Source organism: Actinoallomurus purpureus, assembly GCF_024055795.1.
Taxonomy (GTDB): domain Bacteria; phylum Actinomycetota; class Actinomycetes; order Streptosporangiales; family Streptosporangiaceae; genus Actinoallomurus; species Actinoallomurus purpureus.
Genome location: NZ_JAMXMY010000020.1, coordinates 96,443 through 115,880 on the forward strand (window position 1 = coordinate 96,443; position 19,438 = coordinate 115,880).

The 19,438-nt window shown below is 72.5% G+C and carries 15 protein-coding genes; 5 read left to right on the top strand and 10 right to left on the bottom strand.

All coding sequences use genetic code 11. The annotated features are described in order from the left end of the window. Positions 1-31: 31 nt before the first annotated feature. Positions 32-3,325 carry an ATP-dependent helicase gene (locus NE236_RS31370; protein ID WP_252845818.1) on the bottom strand — a complete coding sequence of 1,098 codons (3,294 nt, stop codon included), beginning with the start codon at positions 3,323-3,325 and terminating at the stop codon, positions 32-34. Positions 3,326-3,371: 46 nt separating this feature from the next. Continuing rightward, positions 3,372-6,620 (bottom strand): ATP-dependent helicase, encoded by a 3,249-nt coding sequence (locus tag NE236_RS31375; RefSeq protein ID WP_252845819.1) that lies wholly within the window; start codon positions 6,618-6,620, stop codon positions 3,372-3,374. A 177-nt stretch (positions 6,621-6,797) separates the two neighbouring features. Between NE236_RS31375 and NE236_RS31380 the strand changes: the two genes are divergently transcribed. Next, positions 6,798-7,577, top strand: a complete 780-nt coding sequence (locus NE236_RS31380; protein ID WP_252845820.1) for a rhomboid-like protein — start codon at positions 6,798-6,800, stop codon at positions 7,575-7,577. A 54-nt stretch (positions 7,578-7,631) separates the two neighbouring features. Here the strand turns inward: NE236_RS31380 and NE236_RS31385 are convergent, their stop codons facing one another. Continuing rightward, positions 7,632-8,177: a hypothetical protein gene (locus NE236_RS31385; protein WP_252845821.1), complete on the bottom strand. Its 546-nt coding sequence runs from the start codon at positions 8,175-8,177 to the stop codon at positions 7,632-7,634. A 92-nt stretch (positions 8,178-8,269) separates the two neighbouring features. Here NE236_RS31385 and NE236_RS31390 point away from each other — a divergent pair, with 92 nt between their 5' ends. The 3 genes from NE236_RS31390 (at position 8,270) to NE236_RS31400 (ending at position 10,259) form a co-directional block, all read left to right on the top strand. Beyond that, positions 8,270-8,755, top strand: a complete 486-nt coding sequence (locus tag NE236_RS31390) for a VOC family protein (RefSeq protein ID WP_252845822.1) — start codon at positions 8,270-8,272, stop codon at positions 8,753-8,755. A 198-nt stretch (positions 8,756-8,953) separates the two neighbouring features. Then, positions 8,954-9,955 (top strand): SPFH domain-containing protein, encoded by a 1,002-nt coding sequence (locus NE236_RS31395; RefSeq protein WP_252845823.1) that lies wholly within the window; start codon positions 8,954-8,956, stop codon positions 9,953-9,955. A gap of 10 nt (positions 9,956-9,965) precedes the next feature. Then, positions 9,966-10,259 carry a hypothetical protein gene (locus NE236_RS31400; RefSeq protein ID WP_252845824.1) on the top strand — a complete coding sequence of 98 codons (294 nt, stop codon included), beginning with the start codon at positions 9,966-9,968 and terminating at the stop codon, positions 10,257-10,259. 191 nt (positions 10,260-10,450) lie between these two features. Here the strand turns inward: NE236_RS31400 and NE236_RS31405 are convergent, their stop codons facing one another. From NE236_RS31405 to ku, 7 genes are all read right to left on the bottom strand, one after another. Then, positions 10,451-10,765 (bottom strand): MGMT family protein, encoded by a 315-nt coding sequence (locus NE236_RS31405; RefSeq protein WP_308209177.1) that lies wholly within the window; start codon positions 10,763-10,765, stop codon positions 10,451-10,453. After that, positions 10,755-11,957: a S8 family serine peptidase gene (locus NE236_RS31410; protein WP_252845825.1), complete on the bottom strand. Its 1,203-nt coding sequence runs from the start codon at positions 11,955-11,957 to the stop codon at positions 10,755-10,757. The genes NE236_RS31405 and NE236_RS31410 overlap by 11 nt, the downstream gene beginning before the upstream one ends. Further along, positions 11,951-12,772, bottom strand: a complete 822-nt coding sequence (locus NE236_RS31415; protein ID WP_252845826.1) for a hypothetical protein — start codon at positions 12,770-12,772, stop codon at positions 11,951-11,953. Before NE236_RS31415 ends, NE236_RS31410 begins: the two co-directional genes overlap by 7 nt. Positions 12,773-12,947: 175 nt before the next feature. Further along, positions 12,948-14,126: an adenylyltransferase/sulfurtransferase MoeZ gene (moeZ, locus tag NE236_RS31420; protein ID WP_252845827.1), complete on the bottom strand. Its 1,179-nt coding sequence runs from the start codon at positions 14,124-14,126 to the stop codon at positions 12,948-12,950. Between the two features lie 128 nt (positions 14,127-14,254). Then, a complete protein-coding gene (locus NE236_RS31425) occupies positions 14,255-15,169 on the bottom strand; it encodes an alpha/beta fold hydrolase (RefSeq protein ID WP_252845828.1) in 915 nt (304 codons plus the stop codon). Between the two features lie 405 nt (positions 15,170-15,574). After that, complete coding sequence (locus NE236_RS31430) at positions 15,575-17,047, bottom strand: DEAD/DEAH box helicase (protein ID WP_252845829.1); 1,473 nt, start codon at positions 17,045-17,047, stop codon at positions 15,575-15,577. A gap of 180 nt (positions 17,048-17,227) precedes the next feature. Continuing rightward, a complete protein-coding gene (gene ku / locus NE236_RS31435; protein ID WP_252845830.1) occupies positions 17,228-18,187 on the bottom strand; it encodes a non-homologous end joining protein Ku in 960 nt (319 codons plus the stop codon). Positions 18,188-18,417: 230 nt separating this feature from the next. Between ku and ligD the strand changes: the two genes are divergently transcribed. Continuing rightward, positions 18,418-19,383 (top strand): non-homologous end-joining DNA ligase, encoded by a 966-nt coding sequence (gene ligD, locus NE236_RS31440; RefSeq protein ID WP_252845831.1) that lies wholly within the window; start codon positions 18,418-18,420, stop codon positions 19,381-19,383. Positions 19,384-19,438 lie beyond the last annotated feature (55 nt).

Consider the following 19,438-nt stretch of genomic DNA (forward strand, 5'->3'; position numbering starts at 1 on the left):
GGCGACACGCCGAAAGTCAACGAAGGGGCGGTCAGGCCGTGGGGATGCGCTCGAGGAGGGCGGCGAGGCCGTCGGCGTCGAGGAGGTCGGTGGGGCGGATGGTCCGGTTCGCCGCGACGTAGTGGAACGCGGCGCTGACCTTCTCGACCGGGACGTCCGCGAGCTCCGCCCAGGCGATGCGGTAGGCGGCCAGCTGCACGGACACCACCCGCGCCTCGTCACCCGTCGGCGGGCGGCCGGTCTTCCAGTCGACGACCTCGTAGCCGCCGTCGTCGGTACGGAAGACCGCGTCCATCCGGCCCCGGATCAGCCGGTCGCCGACCATCGTCTCGAAGGGCACCTCGACCTCGTGCGGCTCACGGTCGGCCCAGGCGCTGCGCTCGAACGCGTCCCGCAGCGTCCCGAGTTCGTCGTCGCCTCCGGCGCCCTCGTCGGAGGCGCCGGGCAGGTCGTCGAGGTCCAGCAGCCGTTGCTGGCCCCAGCGGGACTCCAGCCAGCGGTGGAAGGCGGTGCCGCGCCGGGCGTACGGGGCCGGGGGCCGGGGCAGCGGCCGGCGGATCTGGCGGGCCAGTGCGGCCGGATCGCGGGCCAGCGTGACCAGCGACGACACCGACAGGTGGGCGGGCAGCTCGACGGAGAGGCCGTCCGCGCCGCGGGCCCGGTCGCGCTCGGCCAGCAGCAGCTCCACGTCACGGGCCCAGGCGGAGGCCCGGCGGCGCTCGTGCGGCGGGAGCGGGACGTACCCGAGGCGTAGCCTGCCGTGCATCGCGTCGTCGACCATCCGGGCACCCTCGGCGACCGCGTCGTAGCGCTCGCCCTCCGGCGGGGCGGGCCACGACGCGGTGTCCTGCTCGGCGAGCAGCGGATTCTCCTCGCCCACCGGCTCGTCGGCCCAGTAGCCGACCTGGCCGGCGCCGCCCTCGCAGGCCTCGCGGATCTCCGCCAGGAAGGGCGAGGGCTGCAACGGGCGGCTCGCGGTGCCCCAGCGGTACCCCGTCGCGATCAGCAGGTGCCGGGCCCGGGTGACGGCGACATACGCCAGGCGGCGCTCCTCACGCACGTCCCGGTCGGCGGTGGCGGCGTTGAACGCCTCGACGTCGTCCTTCTGCAGGCCGCTCAGGGGCGGCAGGTCGGCCTGGTCGCCCCGGAGCGGGTACGGCAGCGCGCGGGCGTTCGTCGTCCACCGGGAGGAGTTCTGCGGGCGGGCGGGGAACACCGAGCCGGCTCCGGGCGCGCCGTCCTTCGTCGGGCCCCAGACCAGGCCGGGAACGGCGACGACGTCCCATTCCAGGCCCTTGGCGGCGTGCACGGTCAGGAGCTTGACGCTGTTGGTCTCGCCGACCCGGCCCGCCTCCAGCCCGAACTCCTCCGACTCTGCGGCCTTGAGGTAGGCGAGGAACGCCCCCAGCGTCGGATCCTCCGCATCGCCGGCGAAGGACGCGGCGGCGTCGACGAACGCGTCGAGGTCGGCGCGGGCGGTCACCGGGTCCAGGCCGGACCGGGAGGCCACCTCGATGTCCAGGCCCAGGGTGCGTTCCACCTCGGTGACCAGGTCGGGCAGCGGCAGGCCGACGTGGCGGCGCAGGATCCGTAGCTCGTCGCGGAGACGTTCGAGCCGGGCGTGCCCCTCCGCGCTGTACTTCTCCGCCGGCCCGAGGTCGTCGAGGGCGTCGACGAGGCTGCCGTTCTCGTCGTTCAGTTCCTGGACCACCTGCCGGAGCGGGTCGGTGGGCGCGTCGGAGAGGGGACGGTCGCCCTCCCCCCCGGCGTCGGGGTGCAGGTCGCGGGCCGCTTCGCGGGCGAGTTCGCGGGCGCGGCGGCCCAGGGCGACCAGGTCGCGGGGGCCCAGGCGCCAGCGCGGCCCCGTGAGCAGCCGGGCGAGCGAGGCGCCCGCCGTCGGGTCGTGCGCGACCTTGAGGGTGGCGACGACGTCCTGCACCTCCGGCACGGTGAGCAGCCCGCCGAGCCCGACGACCTCCACCGGGACGCCGTGTGCCTCCAGCGCCGCCCGGATCAGCGGGAACTGCGCCCGTTTGCGGGCCAGGACCGCGATGTCGGACGGCTGGAGGCCCGGTCCGTGCCGGCTCGTCTTCTCCCACGGCTCCCCGTCGGGGGCGATGTCCTTCGGCTGCCGCAGCAGGCGGACCAGGCGGTCGGCCAGCCGCTCCGCCTCGTCCTCGACGGTGTCGAGCAGCGCGCACTCGACGCGCCCGCGCCCCTGCTGCGCCGCGCCGGGCCACAGCCGGGGCACGTCCTTGGCCTCCTCGCGCAGCTCGCCCTGGATGCGGGCGGCCGCGTCGAGGACCCGCTCGCCGTTGCGGAAACTGGTCGACAGCTGCCGCATCGGCGCGGGCCGCTCGCCGTGCGGGAAGTCGCGGACGAATCCCAGGAGGTTGCCGGCGCTCGCGCCTCGCCAGCCGTAGATCGACTGGCAGGGATCGCCGACGGCCGTCACCGCGTGACCGCCGGCGAACAGCGACTTCAGCAGGACGAGCTGGGCGTGGCTGGTGTCCTGGTACTCGTCCAGCAGTACGGCGGCGTAGCGGGAGCGTTCGATCTGGCCGACCTCCGGGTGCTCGGCCGCGATCCGCGCCGCGAGCGCCATCTGGTCGCCGTGGTCGAGCACCTCCCGTTTGGCCTTGGCCCGCTGGTACGCCTCCACCAGCGGCATGAGCTGCTCGCGTACGGCGTGGGCGGCGACGATCGAGCCCTGGTGCTTCTTCGTCGGCTTCTTGACCTCGGCGTACCGCTCGTTCAGCCAGGCGCCGACCTCGCGCACGTCCTCGGAGGTGCGCAGGTGCTCCGACAGCTCCCCCGACAGCGCCATCACCGCCTTGGTGACGGTGTCGGGACCCCACTCCACGGTGTCCATCGGCCCGTCGTACGCGTCGACGACGCGCGCCGCGATCTGCCAGGCCACCGCCGGGGTGACGAGCCGCATCGTCGGTTCCAGCGCGGCGCGCAGGGCGTGGTCGCCGAACAGCCGCGCGGCGTACGCGTGGTACGTCGACACGGTCGGCTCGCCGTCGAGGATCTCCGGGTCGATGAGGTCCTCATGCTCGCGCAGCTGGTCGAGCCGTCGGCGTACGCGGTCGGCCAGCTCGGCCGCCGCCTTGCGCGTGAAGGTCAGGCCGAGCACCCGCTCGGGCCGGATGAACCCGTTGGCGACCAGCCACACGACGCGGGCCGCCATGGTCTCGCTCTTGCCCGAGCCCGCCCCGGCGATGACCGCCATGGGGGCGAGCGGCGCCTCGATGACGGCGGCCTGGTCGGGCGTCGGTTCGGGCACGCCGAGCCGCTGCGCCAGCTCCTGAGGGCTGATCATGGTGTCCCCCCGTCGTACGGGCCGGTCACGCGCTTCCGGGAGCCGATCACGGCGTCACCTGGCCGCCGGCGTCGTGCGCCGGGCAGGAGCCGCGGACGGGGCAGGTGCGGCAGTGGTCGTCGCGGCGGGCCTCGAACACCGGACTGGCCATGCCCTCCGCGACGCGGTCGACGAGCTTGCGCGGCCACTGCGGGTCCTCGTCCGCCGACGGCGGCGGCTGCGTCTGGACGCGCACCCGTGCGCTGTAGGACGCCTTGCCGACCTGGATGAGCTCGGCGCCGCCCGGCTCGATCAGGCCCTTGTCGGCGAACGCGCCGAGCATCACGGCCAGTTGGTACACGCCGAGCTGCGGGTGGCGGGCGAGGTCGTCCTCACGTACGGCGGCGTTGGAGGTCTTGATGTCGACGATCCAGGCGCGGCCGTCGCCGTCGCGCTCGGCGCGGTCGATCCGGCCGCGGATCTCGACCCGGCCCAGGTCGATGCTGAAGGGCTCTTCGATCGAGACCAGGTCGCGGGCGTCGGCGCGCTCGTGCCAGGCCATGAACTTGCCGACCATCTCCTCGGCCTGTTTCCGCTGTTTCTCGGAGTACCAGACGCTACGGAAGTCCAGGTCGTCCCAGATCTCGTCGAGCCGCTTGGCGATGTCGACGTCGTTCACGGCCTCATCGGTGGCGACGAGTTCGGCGACCGCGTGGATCACCCGGCCCATCGTCGCGAACTCCCCCGCGCCGCCGTCCTCCGCGCCCACGCAGGCGGCGAGCAGCCAGCGCAGCCCGCACTTCTCGAACGTCTCGACCTGCGACGGCGACAGCACCAGTTTCTCGTCCTCGCGGAACGCGGGACCGTCGTCGGACAGCTCCGTCAGGGCGTACCAGTCGCGAGGGTCGGCGCCCTGCACGCCGGCGCGCGCGAGACGGGCGAGGTGCCCGGCCGCCGCCCGGCGCAGCGGCGTCGGGGTCTTCGGGTCCGCGACCGTGGAGCGCAGGTCCGCGACGAGGGCGCGCAGGGACAACCACCGGGTGCGCTCGTCCAGCTGCGCGTGTTCGGTGGCGTCCGGGACCAGCTCGCGGAGGAACCGCGACGGGCGATCCTCGGTGTCCTCCCCGCCGACGGCGGTGACGACCAGCCGGCGCCGGGCCCGCGTCACCGCGACGTAGAACAACCGCCGCTCCTCCTCCAGCATCTTCGCGGCCAGCGAGGCACCTGCCTCCACCCCCGTGGCCACGCCCCGCCACCCTGCCTCCACCCCCGTGGCTGCGCCCCGCCGCCCCCCAGTGGAGTCGGGGTCGGCGAATCCGGTGGCCGCCTCGATCAGCTCCTCGCTGCCCAGCAGCGAGCCGCGCAGCCGCAGGTCGGGCCAGACGCCCTCCTGCACGCCAGCCACGATGACGAGGTCCCATTCGAGCCCCTTGGACCGGTGCGCGGTGAGGATGCGCACCGTCTCCCCCTGGGGGGCCTGCTCGGCCAGGGTGTCACCGGGGATCTCCTGCGAGGCGAGGTCGTCGAGGAACACCTCCGGGCCCGCCTGCGGCAGCCGGTCGGTGAACCGCGCGGCCATGTCGAACAGCGCGACCACCGCGTCGAGGTCCCGGTCGGCCGCCGCGCCCCGGGCGCCGCCCCTGACGCTCTGCTCGAGGAGCCGGTCGGCCAGGCCGCTCTCCTGCCACACCGCCCACAGGACGTCCTCGGCCCCGCCGCCGCCCCGGACGGTCTCCCGCGCCAGGGCGATGAGCCTGGCGACGCGGTCCGCCGGCGCGCGGACCTTCGGATGGATCAGCAGCAGCTCGCGCGGGTCGTTCAGCGCCGCTACGAGGAGCCCGTCGGCCTTGTCGTCGCCGGACAGGGTGCTCAGATCGCGCAGGGCGCGGCGGAGCCGGCGCAGGCCGAGGGCGTCCGCGCCGCCCAGCGGGCCGAGCACGAGCTCCTCGGCGGCCTCCTCGTCGAGCAGCGCGGGCCGCAGCGCCGCCCGCAGCAGCACGATGAAGGGCCGCGCACCGGGCTCGTTGACCAGCGGCACCTCGTCACCGGCCACGACCACGGGCACGCCCGCGGCCGCCAGGGCCCGGCGCAGCGGCGGCACCTGGCGCACCGCGGACCGTACGAGCACCGCCATCCGGGACCAGGGGATGTTCTCCAGCAGGTGGGCGCGGCGCAACTCGTCGGCGACCAGCGCGGCCTCCTGGCTGGCGCTGTCGGCCTCGACGACCCGCACCGCCCGCGTGTCCGAGGCCTCATCGTCGGCCGCCGCGACCGGCAGGAGCTCCCGGTGCTCGCCGGCGAGCGCGCCGAGCGGCAGCCGCCCCGCCACCCGGCGGGACGCCTCCAGGATCACCGGGCCCATCCGGCGGCAGGTCCGCAGGGACACGACGGGCGCCTCCTCGCCCGTCACCGTACGGAACCGCTGGGGGAATTCCAGGATGCCGCGCACGTCCGCGCCCCGGAAGCCGTAGATCGACTGGTCGGGGTCGCCGACGACGATCAGGTCCCGGCCGCCCCCGGCGAGCTGCTGGAGGAGGTACTCCTGCGCCGGGTCGGTGTCCTGGTATTCGTCGACGAGGACGATGTCGTACGCCGCGCGCTCCCGCCGTCGTACGTCCTCGTCGGTGAGCAGCCCGGCGGCGGCCCGGATCAGCTCGGCGTAGTCGTACGCGATGATCGGGTCCACGTCGAAGCGCTGCTCGTAGCGGTGCAGGAAGCGGCCGGCGGCGTACCAGTCGTCGCGGTGGTGGCCGCGTCCCAGCGTCACCAGGTCGGCCGGGCCGAGGCCGCGCTCGGCGGCCCGCAGGATGAAGTCCCGCAGTTCCTCGGCGAACCCGCGCGTCTTGAGCGTCTCATGCAGCCGCGACGGCCAGGCCGGCGCGCCGTCCGCGACCTCACCGTGGACCAGCCGGCGCACCTCGAGCAGATGCTCCGGACCCGACAGCAGCCGGGGCGGCTCCTCGCCGTCCAGGACAGCCTCGCGGCGCAGCAGCGCGTAGGCGTAGGAGTGGAAGGTCAGCGCCAGCGGCGTCCGGGTGGTGCGCCGCATCCGGCCGGTGATGCGCTCCCGCAGCTCCCCCGCCGCCTTGCGGCCGAACGTCAGGACCAGCACCCGCTCCGGGTCCACGCCGCGGTTCTCGATACGGTCGACGACCGTCTCGACGATCGTGGTCGTCTTTCCGGTGCCCGGCCCGGCCAGCACGAGCAGCGGCCCACCGGCATGCGCGACGACCCGTCGCTGGTGCTCGTCGAGCACGGGCGGCGGCGACTGCGCGGGACCCGCGCGCCGCACGAGCCGATAGGACGCTGCTGACACATATGTGATTGCAGCAGATCATCGAGGGTGGTCGTGACAGGGTTGCGCCATGTCGCCGATGTGGCCGCTCTTCCGTCTCACTGCGGACCCCGCTCCCCACGCGGCCTGGCGCGCCTTCCGGCCCACCGAGCGAGCATGGAATCGTGGTGGTCCGGCGGACGTGCGCGGGAGGCGCCGATGATCCTCTTGGTCGCCTTGATCCTGGCCCTGGCCTGGTACTTCCTGTGCTGGCTCAGTCTGCTGTGGAGCGGCGCCCGACGGGCCGTGGACCGCCTGTCCCCGTACACGCGGTGGCTGCACGCCTGGATCCTGTCGGCACCGGCGACCTTCACCTACGTCACCGTGTTCACCGCCTTCACTCTGGTCCAGCGGACGACCCCGCCCCGCCTCATCGACCTGCTGACCCGCGTGAACAGCACCAGCCTGTCCCGCCTGCGCCACGCCCCGCTCGCCGTGCTGGCCGACAGCGCCCTGTGGGTCGCGAACCGCGGCTCGGGCCTCACCCTGTACGTCCTCCTGTTCGTCACCGTGATCGCCTGGGCCGAACGCCGGTACGGCCCGCCCCGCATGATCCTCATCTGCGTCTCCGGCCACGTCCTCGGCACCCTGCTCACCGCGCTGGTGGAACTCCACGCGATCGAGTCGGGGCGTGCGCCGCACCGGCTCGCGCACACCACCGACGTCGGGGTGAGCTACATGATGGTCGCGGGGGTCGTCGCGGCCGTGCTGCTGATGCGCGGCTGGTGGCTCGTGATCGGGATCACGATGCTCGCCGTCGGCGTGGTCTGGCCGGTGATCTCCAACCACACCATCTGGGCCCTGGGCCACCTGCTCGCCACCCTGTGCGGACTCCTCGTCGCCGCCCTCTGCCTGCTCCTCGGCGGCGTCAGACCACCCCGCGACCTCCGCCCCTGCCTGCGCGGCCCGGCCGGGGCGGACGGCGTCACAACCGGGTGATCACGGGACCGGCCACTGCCGTGACCTCTTGCCGTCGAGGCCGGGTGAGGTCCTTCACGTGGGCGACGAGAGCCGCAGACCCACCCGGTCCGGCACGACCTTGGGCAGGCCGCGCAGCCATCCGGAGACGTCGGCGGGCCACCAGCGGCCGGCGCTGAGATGCGCGAGGGCGTCACCCACCGCGGCGGCGGACGCGTCCGCCGGAACGACCCGGCTCGGCGCCGCCCCCGCCAGCACGCCCAGCCACCAGTGCCGGCGGGTCGGCGCCATGCCCTCCGGATCGAGGACGACGTAGTAGTCCGGCAGCAGTAGCCGTTCGGCGGCCAGCCCGCCCAGCGCCGACTCGATGGCGACCTCCAGGCCGCCGTGCGGGGCGGCCTGGTCGAAGAAGTCGACCCACGCGTCACGGACGCCGGCGAGTGGATCGGCGTCGTGCACGACGTACGTCGTACCGGCACCGGCGACGGCCCTGGTCAGCTCGGCGGGCGTGCGGTCACCCGCGACGAGGGCACGTACATTGTGCAGGGCCGCGAGCCCCGACACGACCTTGTCCGCACCGTCCCCCGCGACCACCACTACGGTGCTGCTCGTCCGCCGCATATGCCGGATTCTAGGTCGGCGACGGACGGTGTCCGGTGGACACCTCCGGGTAGGGCGGCCGATAGTGGAACTTCTCAACTGCGAGGTGTGCGATGGTCGACCTGACCATGATCGAGGCGGAACGTGCCCGGATCCGCGAGACCTATCTTCGCGCCGACCGGCCGGCCAGCTCGGCGGCCGGTGTCCACCACGTCGCGCTGCTGTCCTCGGACGTCGAGCGGACCATCCGCTTCTACCAGGAGGTCCTGGAGTTCCCGCTGACGGAGGTCATCGATAACCGCGACTACCACGGCTCGACCCACTTCTTCTTCGACCTCGGCAACGGCAACCTGCTGGCCTTCTTCGACTTCCCGGGCCTCGACCTCGGCCCGTACGCCGAGGTGCTCGGCGGTCTCCACCACCTCGCCATCTCGGTCGACCGCCCCACCTGGGAGCGACTGCGCGGCAGGCTCGACGCGGCCGGCGTCCCGTACCAGGCGGAGAGCGGATCCTCGCTGTACCTCCGCGACCCCGACGGCGCCCGCGTCGAGCTGCTCGCCGACCCCCTCGGCGAGATGTACGGCACCAAGGTTCTGTGAGGCCACGGTCACCTTGCCGCCGGCATTGACTCATTGCCGCCGCCCTTGACGGCACGGCGCCCGCGATGCCCGCCTTGTACCGGCAACAACGGCGGCGGAGTCACGGAGAAGGACGGATGCGGCGCTCGGAACCGGGTTCTAATGGATCGCGTCTCAAATACGGATTCATCCCGTTTTACGAGCTCTGCAGGAGTACTGGTGCCTGTCTCTAAGATTCCCCGTCCCTCCGGACGCATCAGTCGGGCCAAGGCGATCGCGGCGGCGGTGGTGCTCCTCGTCGTCGCGGTACCGACCCTCAACGGCTTCCTCGGGTCGTTCGAGCGCACCTCCGGAGGCGAGGTCGCGGTCGTCCGCAACGGCGGAATGCTCGACAACAACAAAATTCGTCAGATCATCGATCCCGGGTCGGGCATGACCTGGATCGGGTGGTGGTCGCATACGCACAAGTACCCCGCGCAGCAGCGGTTCTACACGATCACCTCCGACTCCGGCCGCGGGGACCGCACCGGCGTGGACGTCGTGACGGTGCCCAGCAGCGACGGCGTCAGCATGGGCATCGAGGGCACGCTCTACTTCACCCTGAACCTCGACCACGCCACGCTGCGCACGTTCGACGACAAGTTCGGCACCCGCAAGTTCACCGGTGCGGACGGGAAGACGCGGTACGCCTACGAAGGAGACGAGGGCTGGTCCGGGTTCCTCGACCAGATCGTCCGGCCCGTGATCGAGAACGACCTCCGCACCCAGGTGAACAGCTTCCGCTGCGCGGAGCTCGTCTCCTCCTGCGCGCTCGTGCAGAACAACTCCGGCGGCAAGCAGCAGCAGACGTCGCTGAAGGTTCAGAGCAACAACGCCAACATCGCCAAGGTGCAGACCGCCATCAACACGAGCCTCGAGCAGGATCTGGAGCAGACCCTCGGCTTCCCCTTCCTGACCAACCTGCACTTCAACCTGGCGCGCATCACGCTGCCGGCGTCGGTGCAGCGGGCCGTGGACAGCGCGCAGGCGGCGTTCGCGAAGGTGACGGAGTCGCAGGCGCAGGTCGCGCAGGCCCGCGCCGATGCGGAGGCCAACCGCGCCCGGCAGGAGGGTTACAACAAGTGCCCGACGTGCGCCGAGATCGAGAAGCTGAAGGCGCTCCCCCAGGGCATCACGGTCTACGCCCCGGGCAACGACCGGGTGGCGATCCCGACCCGATAGGAGGATCCCGATGCGCGTCCTGGCGCTCCCGCTCGTGCTCCTTGTCGCGGTCCTACTGGCCGCACTCCTCCTGGCCGTCTTCCGCCGGCCCGACCCGGACCGAGGACCGCGTTGGGAGGCCGCGACGGAGCTGCGGGACGGCGTCACGGTCGTGCTCGTCCGGCAGGTCGCGGGCGGGCGGGAGCTGGGGCGCCAGGTCGTCGCCGAGATCCCGGCGGACGCAACCGACTGGGAGACGCGCTACCACGAGGCCATGGCGGCCGCCCGCTCCCGTGCGGCCGCTCTCCGCAGCGAGACGGACTGAAGCCCCTCCACCACGGAGTCCTCGCCGCCGCTGCGGGCTCCTCGCCGTCGAGATCGACCGCGCTGACGCGCTTGGGGCGGCCCGGCAGCCGGTTCCGTCTGATCCGATGCGGGCCGTGTCGGCCCTTTCCGGTTTTCCCGCCCTCTGCCGCTACCGCCGGGCCGGCTGTGGTCAGGCGCGTCGATGCGCGTTCAGGCGCGCTCGGTGGCGTCGCCGGTCCAGCGGGCGAGGCGCATGTCGACGCGGTCGCCGCGCAGCGGGGTGCCCTCGGCGCGGTAGTGCTTCAAGGCGCGCTGTTCGTGGCCGGGCGGGGGCGTTCCGTCGGCCCGGATGACGCGCCACCAGGGCACGCCGCCGCCCCACTGGGCCATCACCCGGCCGACCTGCCGCGGTCCGCCCTCGCCGAGGTATTCGGCGATGTCGCCGTACGCCATGACGCGGCCGGGCGGGATGCGATCGACGACGTCGAGGACGCGTTCGGCGAAATCCGTGGGGTCAGCCCGCACCGTCCGCCTCCGACTCACGGCGGACTCGGACGCGCCGGATGTACAGCACGGTCGTCGTGAGGGCGCCGGCGAACCCGAAGATGGCGGCGATGCCGACCCAGCCGCCCAGGAAGACCAGGCCCGGCGGGTGCTGCTCGACCTGCACCGGCCGCATCGGCCCGTCGTCGAACCGGCCGGTCTTGCCGCCTGCGTCGAGCCGGTAGCCCTGCAGCCGGTCTGCGGCGGCCAGCGCGTCGGCGGCGTTCACCTCGCCGAAGCCGACCCTCTCGTCGTACCCGGCCGCCGGACGGCCCTTGGTGCTCGCGGTGATCGCCTGGGCGACCAGCGCGGGGGGCATGTCGTGGTGACGCGCCCTGATCAGCGCGACGACGCCCGAGACGAGCGCCCCCGCCTGGCTCGTGCCCTCGCCGATCCAGTAGCCGTTGCCCGGGCCGGCGCCGACGACGTCGGCGCCGGGTGCCGCGACCTGGACGCTCGCGTTGCGGTCGGAGAACCTCGCCGGGGCGCCGCGACGCGTCACCGCCGCCACCGCGATCACACCGGGGAACGCGGCGGGGTAGGACAGCCGCGTGAACCCGTCCTTGTCGACCTTGTTGGGGCTCTTCGAGTCGCCGTCGTTGCCCGCCGAGGCGACCACGACGACGCCCTTGGAGATCGCGTAGGCGATGGCGGTGCGCTCATCGCGGCCGGCGCTCGGACCGCCGAGGGACATGTTGATCACGTCGGCGCCGTGATCCGCCGCGTAGCGGACCGCCTTGGGGAGCGCCGAGCGGTACTCCGGTGTGTCGCGGAACGACCGATAGCCCTTCTCGGCCGGGTCGGCGATCACCCGCAGGGAGAGCAGGCGGGCCTCGGGTGCCACACCGATCACCCCGTCGCCCGCACCGTGCCCGTGCGCGGCGATCAGGGACGCCATCCAGGTGCCGTGGAGCCGGCCCGGGTCGGGCGCGACGGCCCTGATGAAGTCGGGGCCCGTGGTCACCGTGCCGGAGAGGTCGCGATGCGAACCGTCGACGCCGGTGTCGAGGATGGCGACGGTGACGCCCTTGCCCTTGGTCGTGCGCCACGCCTGCGGGGTCCCCAGGGCGTCGAGCACCCACTTTTCCCGGTCGCGTACGCCGTCGGCGCGTCCGGTGGCCGGCAGCAGTGCGACCGTCAGCGCCAGGCCGGCCGTCACGGCGCGCCTCAGCATTTCCACTCCCGCTTCTCGGAGCAGTCGGGCTGGACGGGGAGCGCGAGGGCGTCGGCGATGTTCCGGCCGACCTCCGGCGCGAGCAGGAACCAGCCGCCGTGCGGCTTGCGTATGGCGGAGGCGGGCCGGCCGTCGGTCTGGCCCGCCACGGTGAGGACGACGTACGGCCCGCTCCGGCCCGCGGCGGCGTACTGCCGGGCGGCGTCGTCGAACTGGGCGGTGATCGTCTGCGGGAACGCCAGGGCGTGCAGGAACGGCCCCGGCCGGTCGGGATCCGGGGGTGACAGGGCCTCTTCGGCCAGGCCCGCGGTCCGATCGTCGGCCAGGGCGACGACGCCCACGGTGAGGACGATGCCCTGCATCTGGTCGACGTAGGTCGCCCGGAGCAGCGCCCGGCAGCCGTACTTCGCGAGGACCGCGGCGGGGACGGCGTCGATGCCGGTGGCGCACCCCGTCTCGGGTGCGATGCCGACCCGGCTGGCGTGCTCGATTCCGCCCTGTTCGGAGGTGTACGGGACGGACTCCGGGAAGATCTTTTCGGCGGGCCAGGTGCGCCAGCGGCTCCGGACCTCCTCGGCGGCGGCGCGATACAGCTCCCAGGCCGTCGGCTTGCGGTGGAACTCCCAGTAGACCCGCGAGGTCGACAGGGCTCCGACCACGACATAGCCGACCGTGGTCAGCACGGCCACCACCAGCCAGAGGCGGCGATGGGCGTACCAGGGCACGGGCTGTGGTGGTGGCTCGTCCGGCTCGCGCCATGCCCCCCATCCGCCGGGCCCGGTCGTCGGCCAGCTCGGATCGGAGGTTCGCGCCATATCTGACAAGGTTACTGGGCCATCCCCCGTAGCCGGTCAGAACTGTGACGCCGGTGAACCACTGGGACACACGAGAAGGCTCCAGGGGCGGCATCGCCCCCGGAGCCTCACCTCGGCCTGTGACGTGACGTCACCGGACGGAGTATCCGCCGTCCCGCGTCACGCCGTGATCGGATCAGTACGTCGGCTGGGAGGGATCGACCTGGTTGACCCACGCCAGCACGCCACCGCCGAGGTGCACGGCGTCGGAGAAACCGGCGTCCTTGACGATCGCGAGGCACTCGGCGCTGCGGGCGCCGGACTTGCAGTGCAGCACGATCCGCTTGTCCTGGGGCAGCCGCTCGAGCGCCGCGCCGGACAGGAACTCGCCCTTCGGGATGAGCGTGGCACCAGGGATGTTCACGATCTCGTACTCGTTGGGCTCACGGACGTCGACCAGGAAGATGTCCCCGGTCTCGAGCAGGTCCTTCAGCTCGGTGGCGGTGATCGTGGAGTCCTTGGCCGCGTCCGCGGCCTCCTCGGAGATCGCGCCGCAGAACGCCTCGTAGTCGTCGAGAAGCTCGGTGATCGAGGGGTTCTTGCCGCACAGCGGGCACTCGGGGTCCTTGCGGACCTTGACGCTCCGGTAGGTCATCTCCAGGGCGTCATAGATCATCAGGCGTCCGACGAGCGGCTCGCCGATCCCGGCGATCAGCTTGATGGCCTCGTTGACCTGGATGGAGCCGATCGACGCGCACAGCACGCCCAGCACGCCGCCCTCGGCGCACGACGGGACCATGCCGGGAGGCGGCGGCTCGGGGTAGAGGCAGCGGTAGCAGGGGCCGTGCTCGGCCCAGAACACCGACGCCTGACCGTCGAAGCGGTAGATCGAACCCCAGACGTACGGCTTGCCCAGCAGCACGGCCGCGTCGTTGACCATGTAGCGGGTGGCGAAGTTGTCGGTGCCGTCGACGATCAGGTCGTAGCCGCCGAAGATGTCCATCACGTTGTCGTTGGACAACGCCTCGTTGTGGACGATCACGTTGATCAGCGGGTTGATCTCCCGGACCGAGGCGGCCGCCGACTCCGCCTTCGGCCGGCCGACGTCGGACTGCCCGTGGATGATCTGGCGCTGCAGGTTGGACTCGTCGACGATGTCGAAGTCGATGACGCCGAGGGTGCCCACGCCGGCAGCGGCGAGGTAGAGCAGGGCGGGTGAGCCGAGACCGCCGGCGCCCACGCACAGCACCTTGGCGTTCTTCAGCCGCTTCTGCCCGGCCATCCCGACGTCCGGAATGATCAGGTGACGCGAATAGCGCCGGACCTCGTCGACGGAGAGCTCGCTCGCGGGCTCTACCAGGGGTGGCAACGACACGGTTGTCTCCTGCGCGTGCTGGAATTTCGGTGCGGACGCCGTCGTCCTGAACTCATGACAACTCTGTCATGCGCCCGCGCATTCCCACAGGGTGCCCTCCGCCGCCGGCGACGCCGGGTTCCGGGAGGTCAGCCCGCGGCGGTGTCGGGCAGGCGCAGGCGGGCGTCCTCGAGCAGCGCCCGGAACTCCCGCGCCACCGCCTCGGGGCGCTCCATCTGCGCGACGTGGCCGACGTCGGGCAGCACGACCACCCGGGAGCGCTTGAACACGCGCCCCGCGCGGGCGGCCATCCGCGGATCGACGAGCCGGTCGTGCCGACCGTAGATCACCAGCGTCGGCGCGATGACACGGGCGGCGTAGCGCCACAGCGAGCGCCGCATGTAGGCGGTGACGATGCCGCGCGACGACGCGATCAGCGCCTCGGCGTTGTGGTTCAGCTCGTCCCTGCGGCGTACGTCCTCGACGAGTTCCATCACCCGGTCGGGATGCAGGCCGGCCGGGTTCGCGAAGCACATCTCCAGTGTGACCTGCACGCGTTGCTCGGCGGGGAGCGTGGCCAGCCGCCGGAGCGCCCACGGCCCCACTCCGGGGACGGTGGTGGCCAGGATCCGCGCGGGGCCGTACCTCGGCCGCAGGTCGGGCAGGGCCGGTGAGATCAGCGTGAGGGAGCGCACCAGGTCGGGACGGGTGCCCGCGAGCCGTGTCGCGATGGCTCCGCCGAGAGAGTTGCCGAACAGGTGGACCGGCCCCCGGCCGCGCTTCTCGATCAGCCGGGCGACGATGAGGGTGTGGGCGTCGACGGAGTAGTCGCGGTCGGGCGGCGGCGGCGAGTGCCCGAATCCGGGCAGGTCGACGGCGTCGCCGACGAGTTCGTCGGACAGCAGCCCCATGAGGTCGGTCCAGTTGGCCGAGGAGCCGGCCAGCCCGTGCACGAACAGCGCCGCATCGGCGTCGTCGCGCCGGGAGGACGACGTGCGCACGAACACTTCGCGGTCGCCCAGCCGGACCAGTTCCCCTGGCCACTGCGGGATCGGTGTGCTCATCCTGTTCGCGGCGTGGAGACTCCGGCCGTCTGGTCGGAGAGGAGCCGCCGCTGCCTCCCCTCTTCTGCTACCGAACGCGGTTCCACGATAACCACGTGGCCCCGCGGCCGAGCGGGCGGGCACGACGCGGGGGGCCCGCCGTGGAGGCGGGAGCGCGCCGTGAACCCCTGATCACCGGCTATTCCTACACAAGGAGTGGGAATCCCCCGTCTTCCGGCGGGAGAACGCCAAATTCCTTCGCACGATACCCACGGCCGATCCATGGCCTCGCCCGGTTTGATCGGATGTTGAGTGAAACAGGGCCCCGCACCGTCGGTGCGGGGCCCTCTGTGAGTGACGTCTCACCGGGACCGACCCGGGTCGACGTGTCGTCTCACGGCCGATTCTGCCCGGCCGGTGCCTGGGTCAGCGCGCCGCCTCCGGACGGGGGCGACGGTTGTCGTGCCGACCGGTGCCGGCGCGGCCTCCCTCGTGTCGTACGGCCCCGCCACGGCCGCCACCGGTATGCCGGAGGCCGTCGCGGGACTCCCCGTCACGGTGCTCGCCCGGGCGCCCGTCGCGATCGCCGTCGAAGCGGCCGCTCTGGCGTGCCTCTCCGCGCCCCTCGAACCGTCCGCGGGGACGCCGGTCGCGGCCGCCGCCCGTACGCGGGCCGCGACGCTGGGGACGCGGCTCGGGCTCGGGCTCGACCGGGACGCCACTCGGCCGCTGCGCCCCGGTGACGCGGATCAGCGTGTCGTCACCGGTGGTGACCTTCGACCGGAGTGCGCGCACGCCGGCGCGGCGCATCATGCGCTCGGTGTTGCGCACCTCGTTGTGGGCGACCAGCGTCGCGACCGTGCCGCGCTCGCCCGCCCGGGCGGTGCGGCCCGCGCGGTGCAGGTAGTCCTTGTGGTCCGCGGCCGGGTCGACGTGCACGACCAGACTGACGTCGTCGACGTGGATGCCGCGGGCGGCGACGTCGGTGGCGATCAGCACCCCGACCTTGCCCTCGCGGAACTCCGCCAGGGTGCGGGTGCGGGCCGACTGGGTCTTGCCGCCGTGCAGGGCGCCGGCGCGGACGCCGACGCGGGCCAGCTTCTTGGCCAGCGCGTCCACGCCGTGCTTGGTGCGGACGAACATGATCGTACGGCCGGGGCGGCCGGCGACCTCGGCGAGGACGTCCTGCTTGTCGGCGCGGTCCACGATGAACAGGTGGTGGTCCATCGTCTCCACCGGCGCGGCGGCCGGGGCGATCGAGTGGGTCACCGGGTCGTGCAGGTAACGGCGGACGAGCTTGTCGACGTCGCCGTCGAGGGTGGCGGAGAACAGCAGCCGCTGGCCGTCGGAGGGGATCTGGTCGAGCAGCTTGGAGACCGCCGGCATGAAGCCGAGGTCGCACATGTGGTCGGCCTCGTCGAGGACGGTGATCCGCACGTCCGCGAGCGAGCACTCACGACGCTCGATGAGGTCGGTGAGCCGGCCCGGCGTCGCGACCAGCAGGTCGACGCCGCGGCGGAGCCCCTGGATCTGCTTGCTCATCGACATGCCGCCGACGACGGTCTTGGTGTGCAGCCCGAGGCTGCGGCCCAGCGGGGCCAGGGCGTCCTGGACCTGAACGGCCAGTTCGCGGGTGGGAACGAGGATCAGCGCGCGCGGTCGCGTCGGGGCTGCCTGCACCCCGGCGATCGCGGTCAGCAGCGGCAGGCCGAACGCGAGCGTCTTACCCGATCCGGTCTGGCCACGTCCGAGCACGTCACGCCCGGCGATCGCGTCGGGCAGACAGGCGGCCTGGATGGGGAACGGCGCGGAGATGCCGCGGCGTTCGAGCGCCGACACCAGGGGCGACGGCAGGCCGAGCTCGGCGAACGTGGGCAGGGTCGAAGAAACTTCAGTCAAGAAAGAACCTCTCGGAAATGGCCCGCATCGAGAGGTTCCGCAAAATGGGGGATTGCGGACTCCTAGCCGGCCGTCGGCGCGAGAACGCGCCTGAACAGGAATCTCAGAGCTTACATGGGCTACCAACACCCCCGGCGGAGCGTTCATTCCCACCAGGACCGATCACTTCTACCGCGCCGGTCAGGCCGTCTTCCGGGTCCCGCTCTTCGCCTTGGGCTTGGCCTTGGTGCCGGCGGCCTTCTTGGCCGTTCCGCCCTTGGCCGCCCCGCGCCCGCTCTCGGCCGTGCCCGCGCCGTCCTTGCCGGCCCGGGAGCCGGCCTTCGCGGCCCCGGCGGCCTTGCGCGGCTCGCCGTCGCCCTTGCCCTCCCGGCCCTTCTTCGCCGCCTCCACACTGGCCCGCAGCGCGCTGAGCAGGTCGGCCGCCGCAGGAGCCGCCTCCTCGGTCTCGGGCACGACGACCTCCCGGCCCTCGATCTTCGCCTCGATGACCGCCTGCAGGGCCTCGCGGTAGGCGTCCTTGTACTCGGCCGGGTCGAAGTCGCTCGTCATCGTGTCGATCAGCGAAGAGGCCATCTGCAGCTCCTGCGAGCGGACGTCGACGTCCTCCTCGAGGAACGGGAAGTCGGTCTCGCGCACCTCGTCCGGCCACAGCATCGTCTCGAGGACGAACACGCCGTCCCGCACCCGCAGCGTCGCGAGCGACTCGCGCTGCCGGAGGGCGACCTTGACCACCGCCACCTTCCCGGAGTCCTCGAGGGCGTCGCGCAGCAGGACGTACGGCTTGACCCCCTGCGCGTCCGGCTCCAGGTAGTAGGTCTTGTTGAAGAAGATCGGGTCGACCTGCTCCAGCGGCGTGAACTGCAGGACGTCGATCCGGCGACTGGTCGACAACGGCAGCTCGGCGAAATCCTCGTCGGTGAGGACGACGGTCTCCCCGCTCGGCAGTTCGTACCCCTTGGCGATGTCGGAGTACGGCACCTCCTCGCCGTCCTTCGTGCAGACGCGCTTGAACCGGATCCGGCCCCCGTCCGTACGGTGGACCTGGTGGAACGCCACGTCACGCTGCTCGGTCGCGGAATAGAGCTTCACCGGGATCGTGACCAGCCCGAACGAGATCGCGCCCTTCCAGATGCTGCGCATGAGGTGTCCCTACCCTCCGGCCTGCCGACCTACCTGCCACGGCTCGCGCGAAATGCGACTAAACCGAATGTATGTGCAGGTCGGCGCCGCATCGAACCGTCCCGGAGGTGAGCGGGCCGTTAACGCCCGGCCCGCGGACGGGCGCGAGACGGTGTCCGATGGGTGAAACCCCCGCGCGGCGTGGCGTCAGGGCTGGGCCGGATGGGCAGAAAGATCGTATGGGTGACCCCATGCCCTCCAATGTCCAGCCGATGCTCGCGACCCCGGGCGAGCTACCGGACGACGCCGACCGCTGGGGCCTGGAGCTCAAGTGGGACGGCGTCCGCGCGATGGTCCACGTCTCCGGCGGACAGGTGCGGGCGGTCGGCCGCCGCGGCCTGGACGCGACCCACCGCTACCCCGAGCTGCAGGCCCTCGCCGATCTCCTGCCCGGCCAGAGGGCCGTCGTCGACGGTGAGGTCGTGGCCTTCGACGAGCGGGGCCTGCCCAGCTTCCAGCGCCTGCAACATCGCATGCACGTGGACCATCCGGACGCCCGGCTGATCCGCCGTGTCCCGGTGCACTTCATCGCCTTCGATCTGCCCTACCTGGACGGGCATCTGCTGTACGACGTGGCCTACCGCGACCGGCGGGCCCTGCTGGACGGACTCGAGCTCGCGGCCGGTCCCATCGAGGCCCCGCCGTACCTGCCCGGCTCGGACGCCGACCAGGTCGAGGAGCTCCTCGACTACACGAAGGAACAGGGTCTGGAAGGCCTGATCGCCAAACGGCTCGACTCCCCGTACCGCCCGGGCCGGCGGGGGGACTACTGGCGGAAGATCAAGAACTTCCGCACCCAGGACGTCGTCATCGGCGGCTGGAAGGAGGGCCAGGGCCGCCGGGAGGGCGGCGTCGGATCCCTGCTGCTCGGCGTCTACGAGCACGGCGGTCTTCGCTTCGTCGGGCACGTCGGCACCGGGTTCACGGACGCGGCGCTCGACGACCTGCACAAGATCATTACTCCGTTGGAGCGGCCCACCAGCCCGTTCGCCGCGGAGGTGCCCCGCGAGTACGCCCGCACGGCGCGCTGGGTGGAGCCCTGGCTCGTCGGCGAGGTGGAGTTCGCCCGTTGGACCCTGGACGGGATTCTGCTCCACGCGTCCTGGCGCGGGCTGCGTCCCGACCGGGACCCCGGAGAGGTGCACGCGGAGCCCTGACCGCACGCCCGGGCGAAGGCCGAGCGCCCTGACCGCACGCGCGGGCATGGGTTGA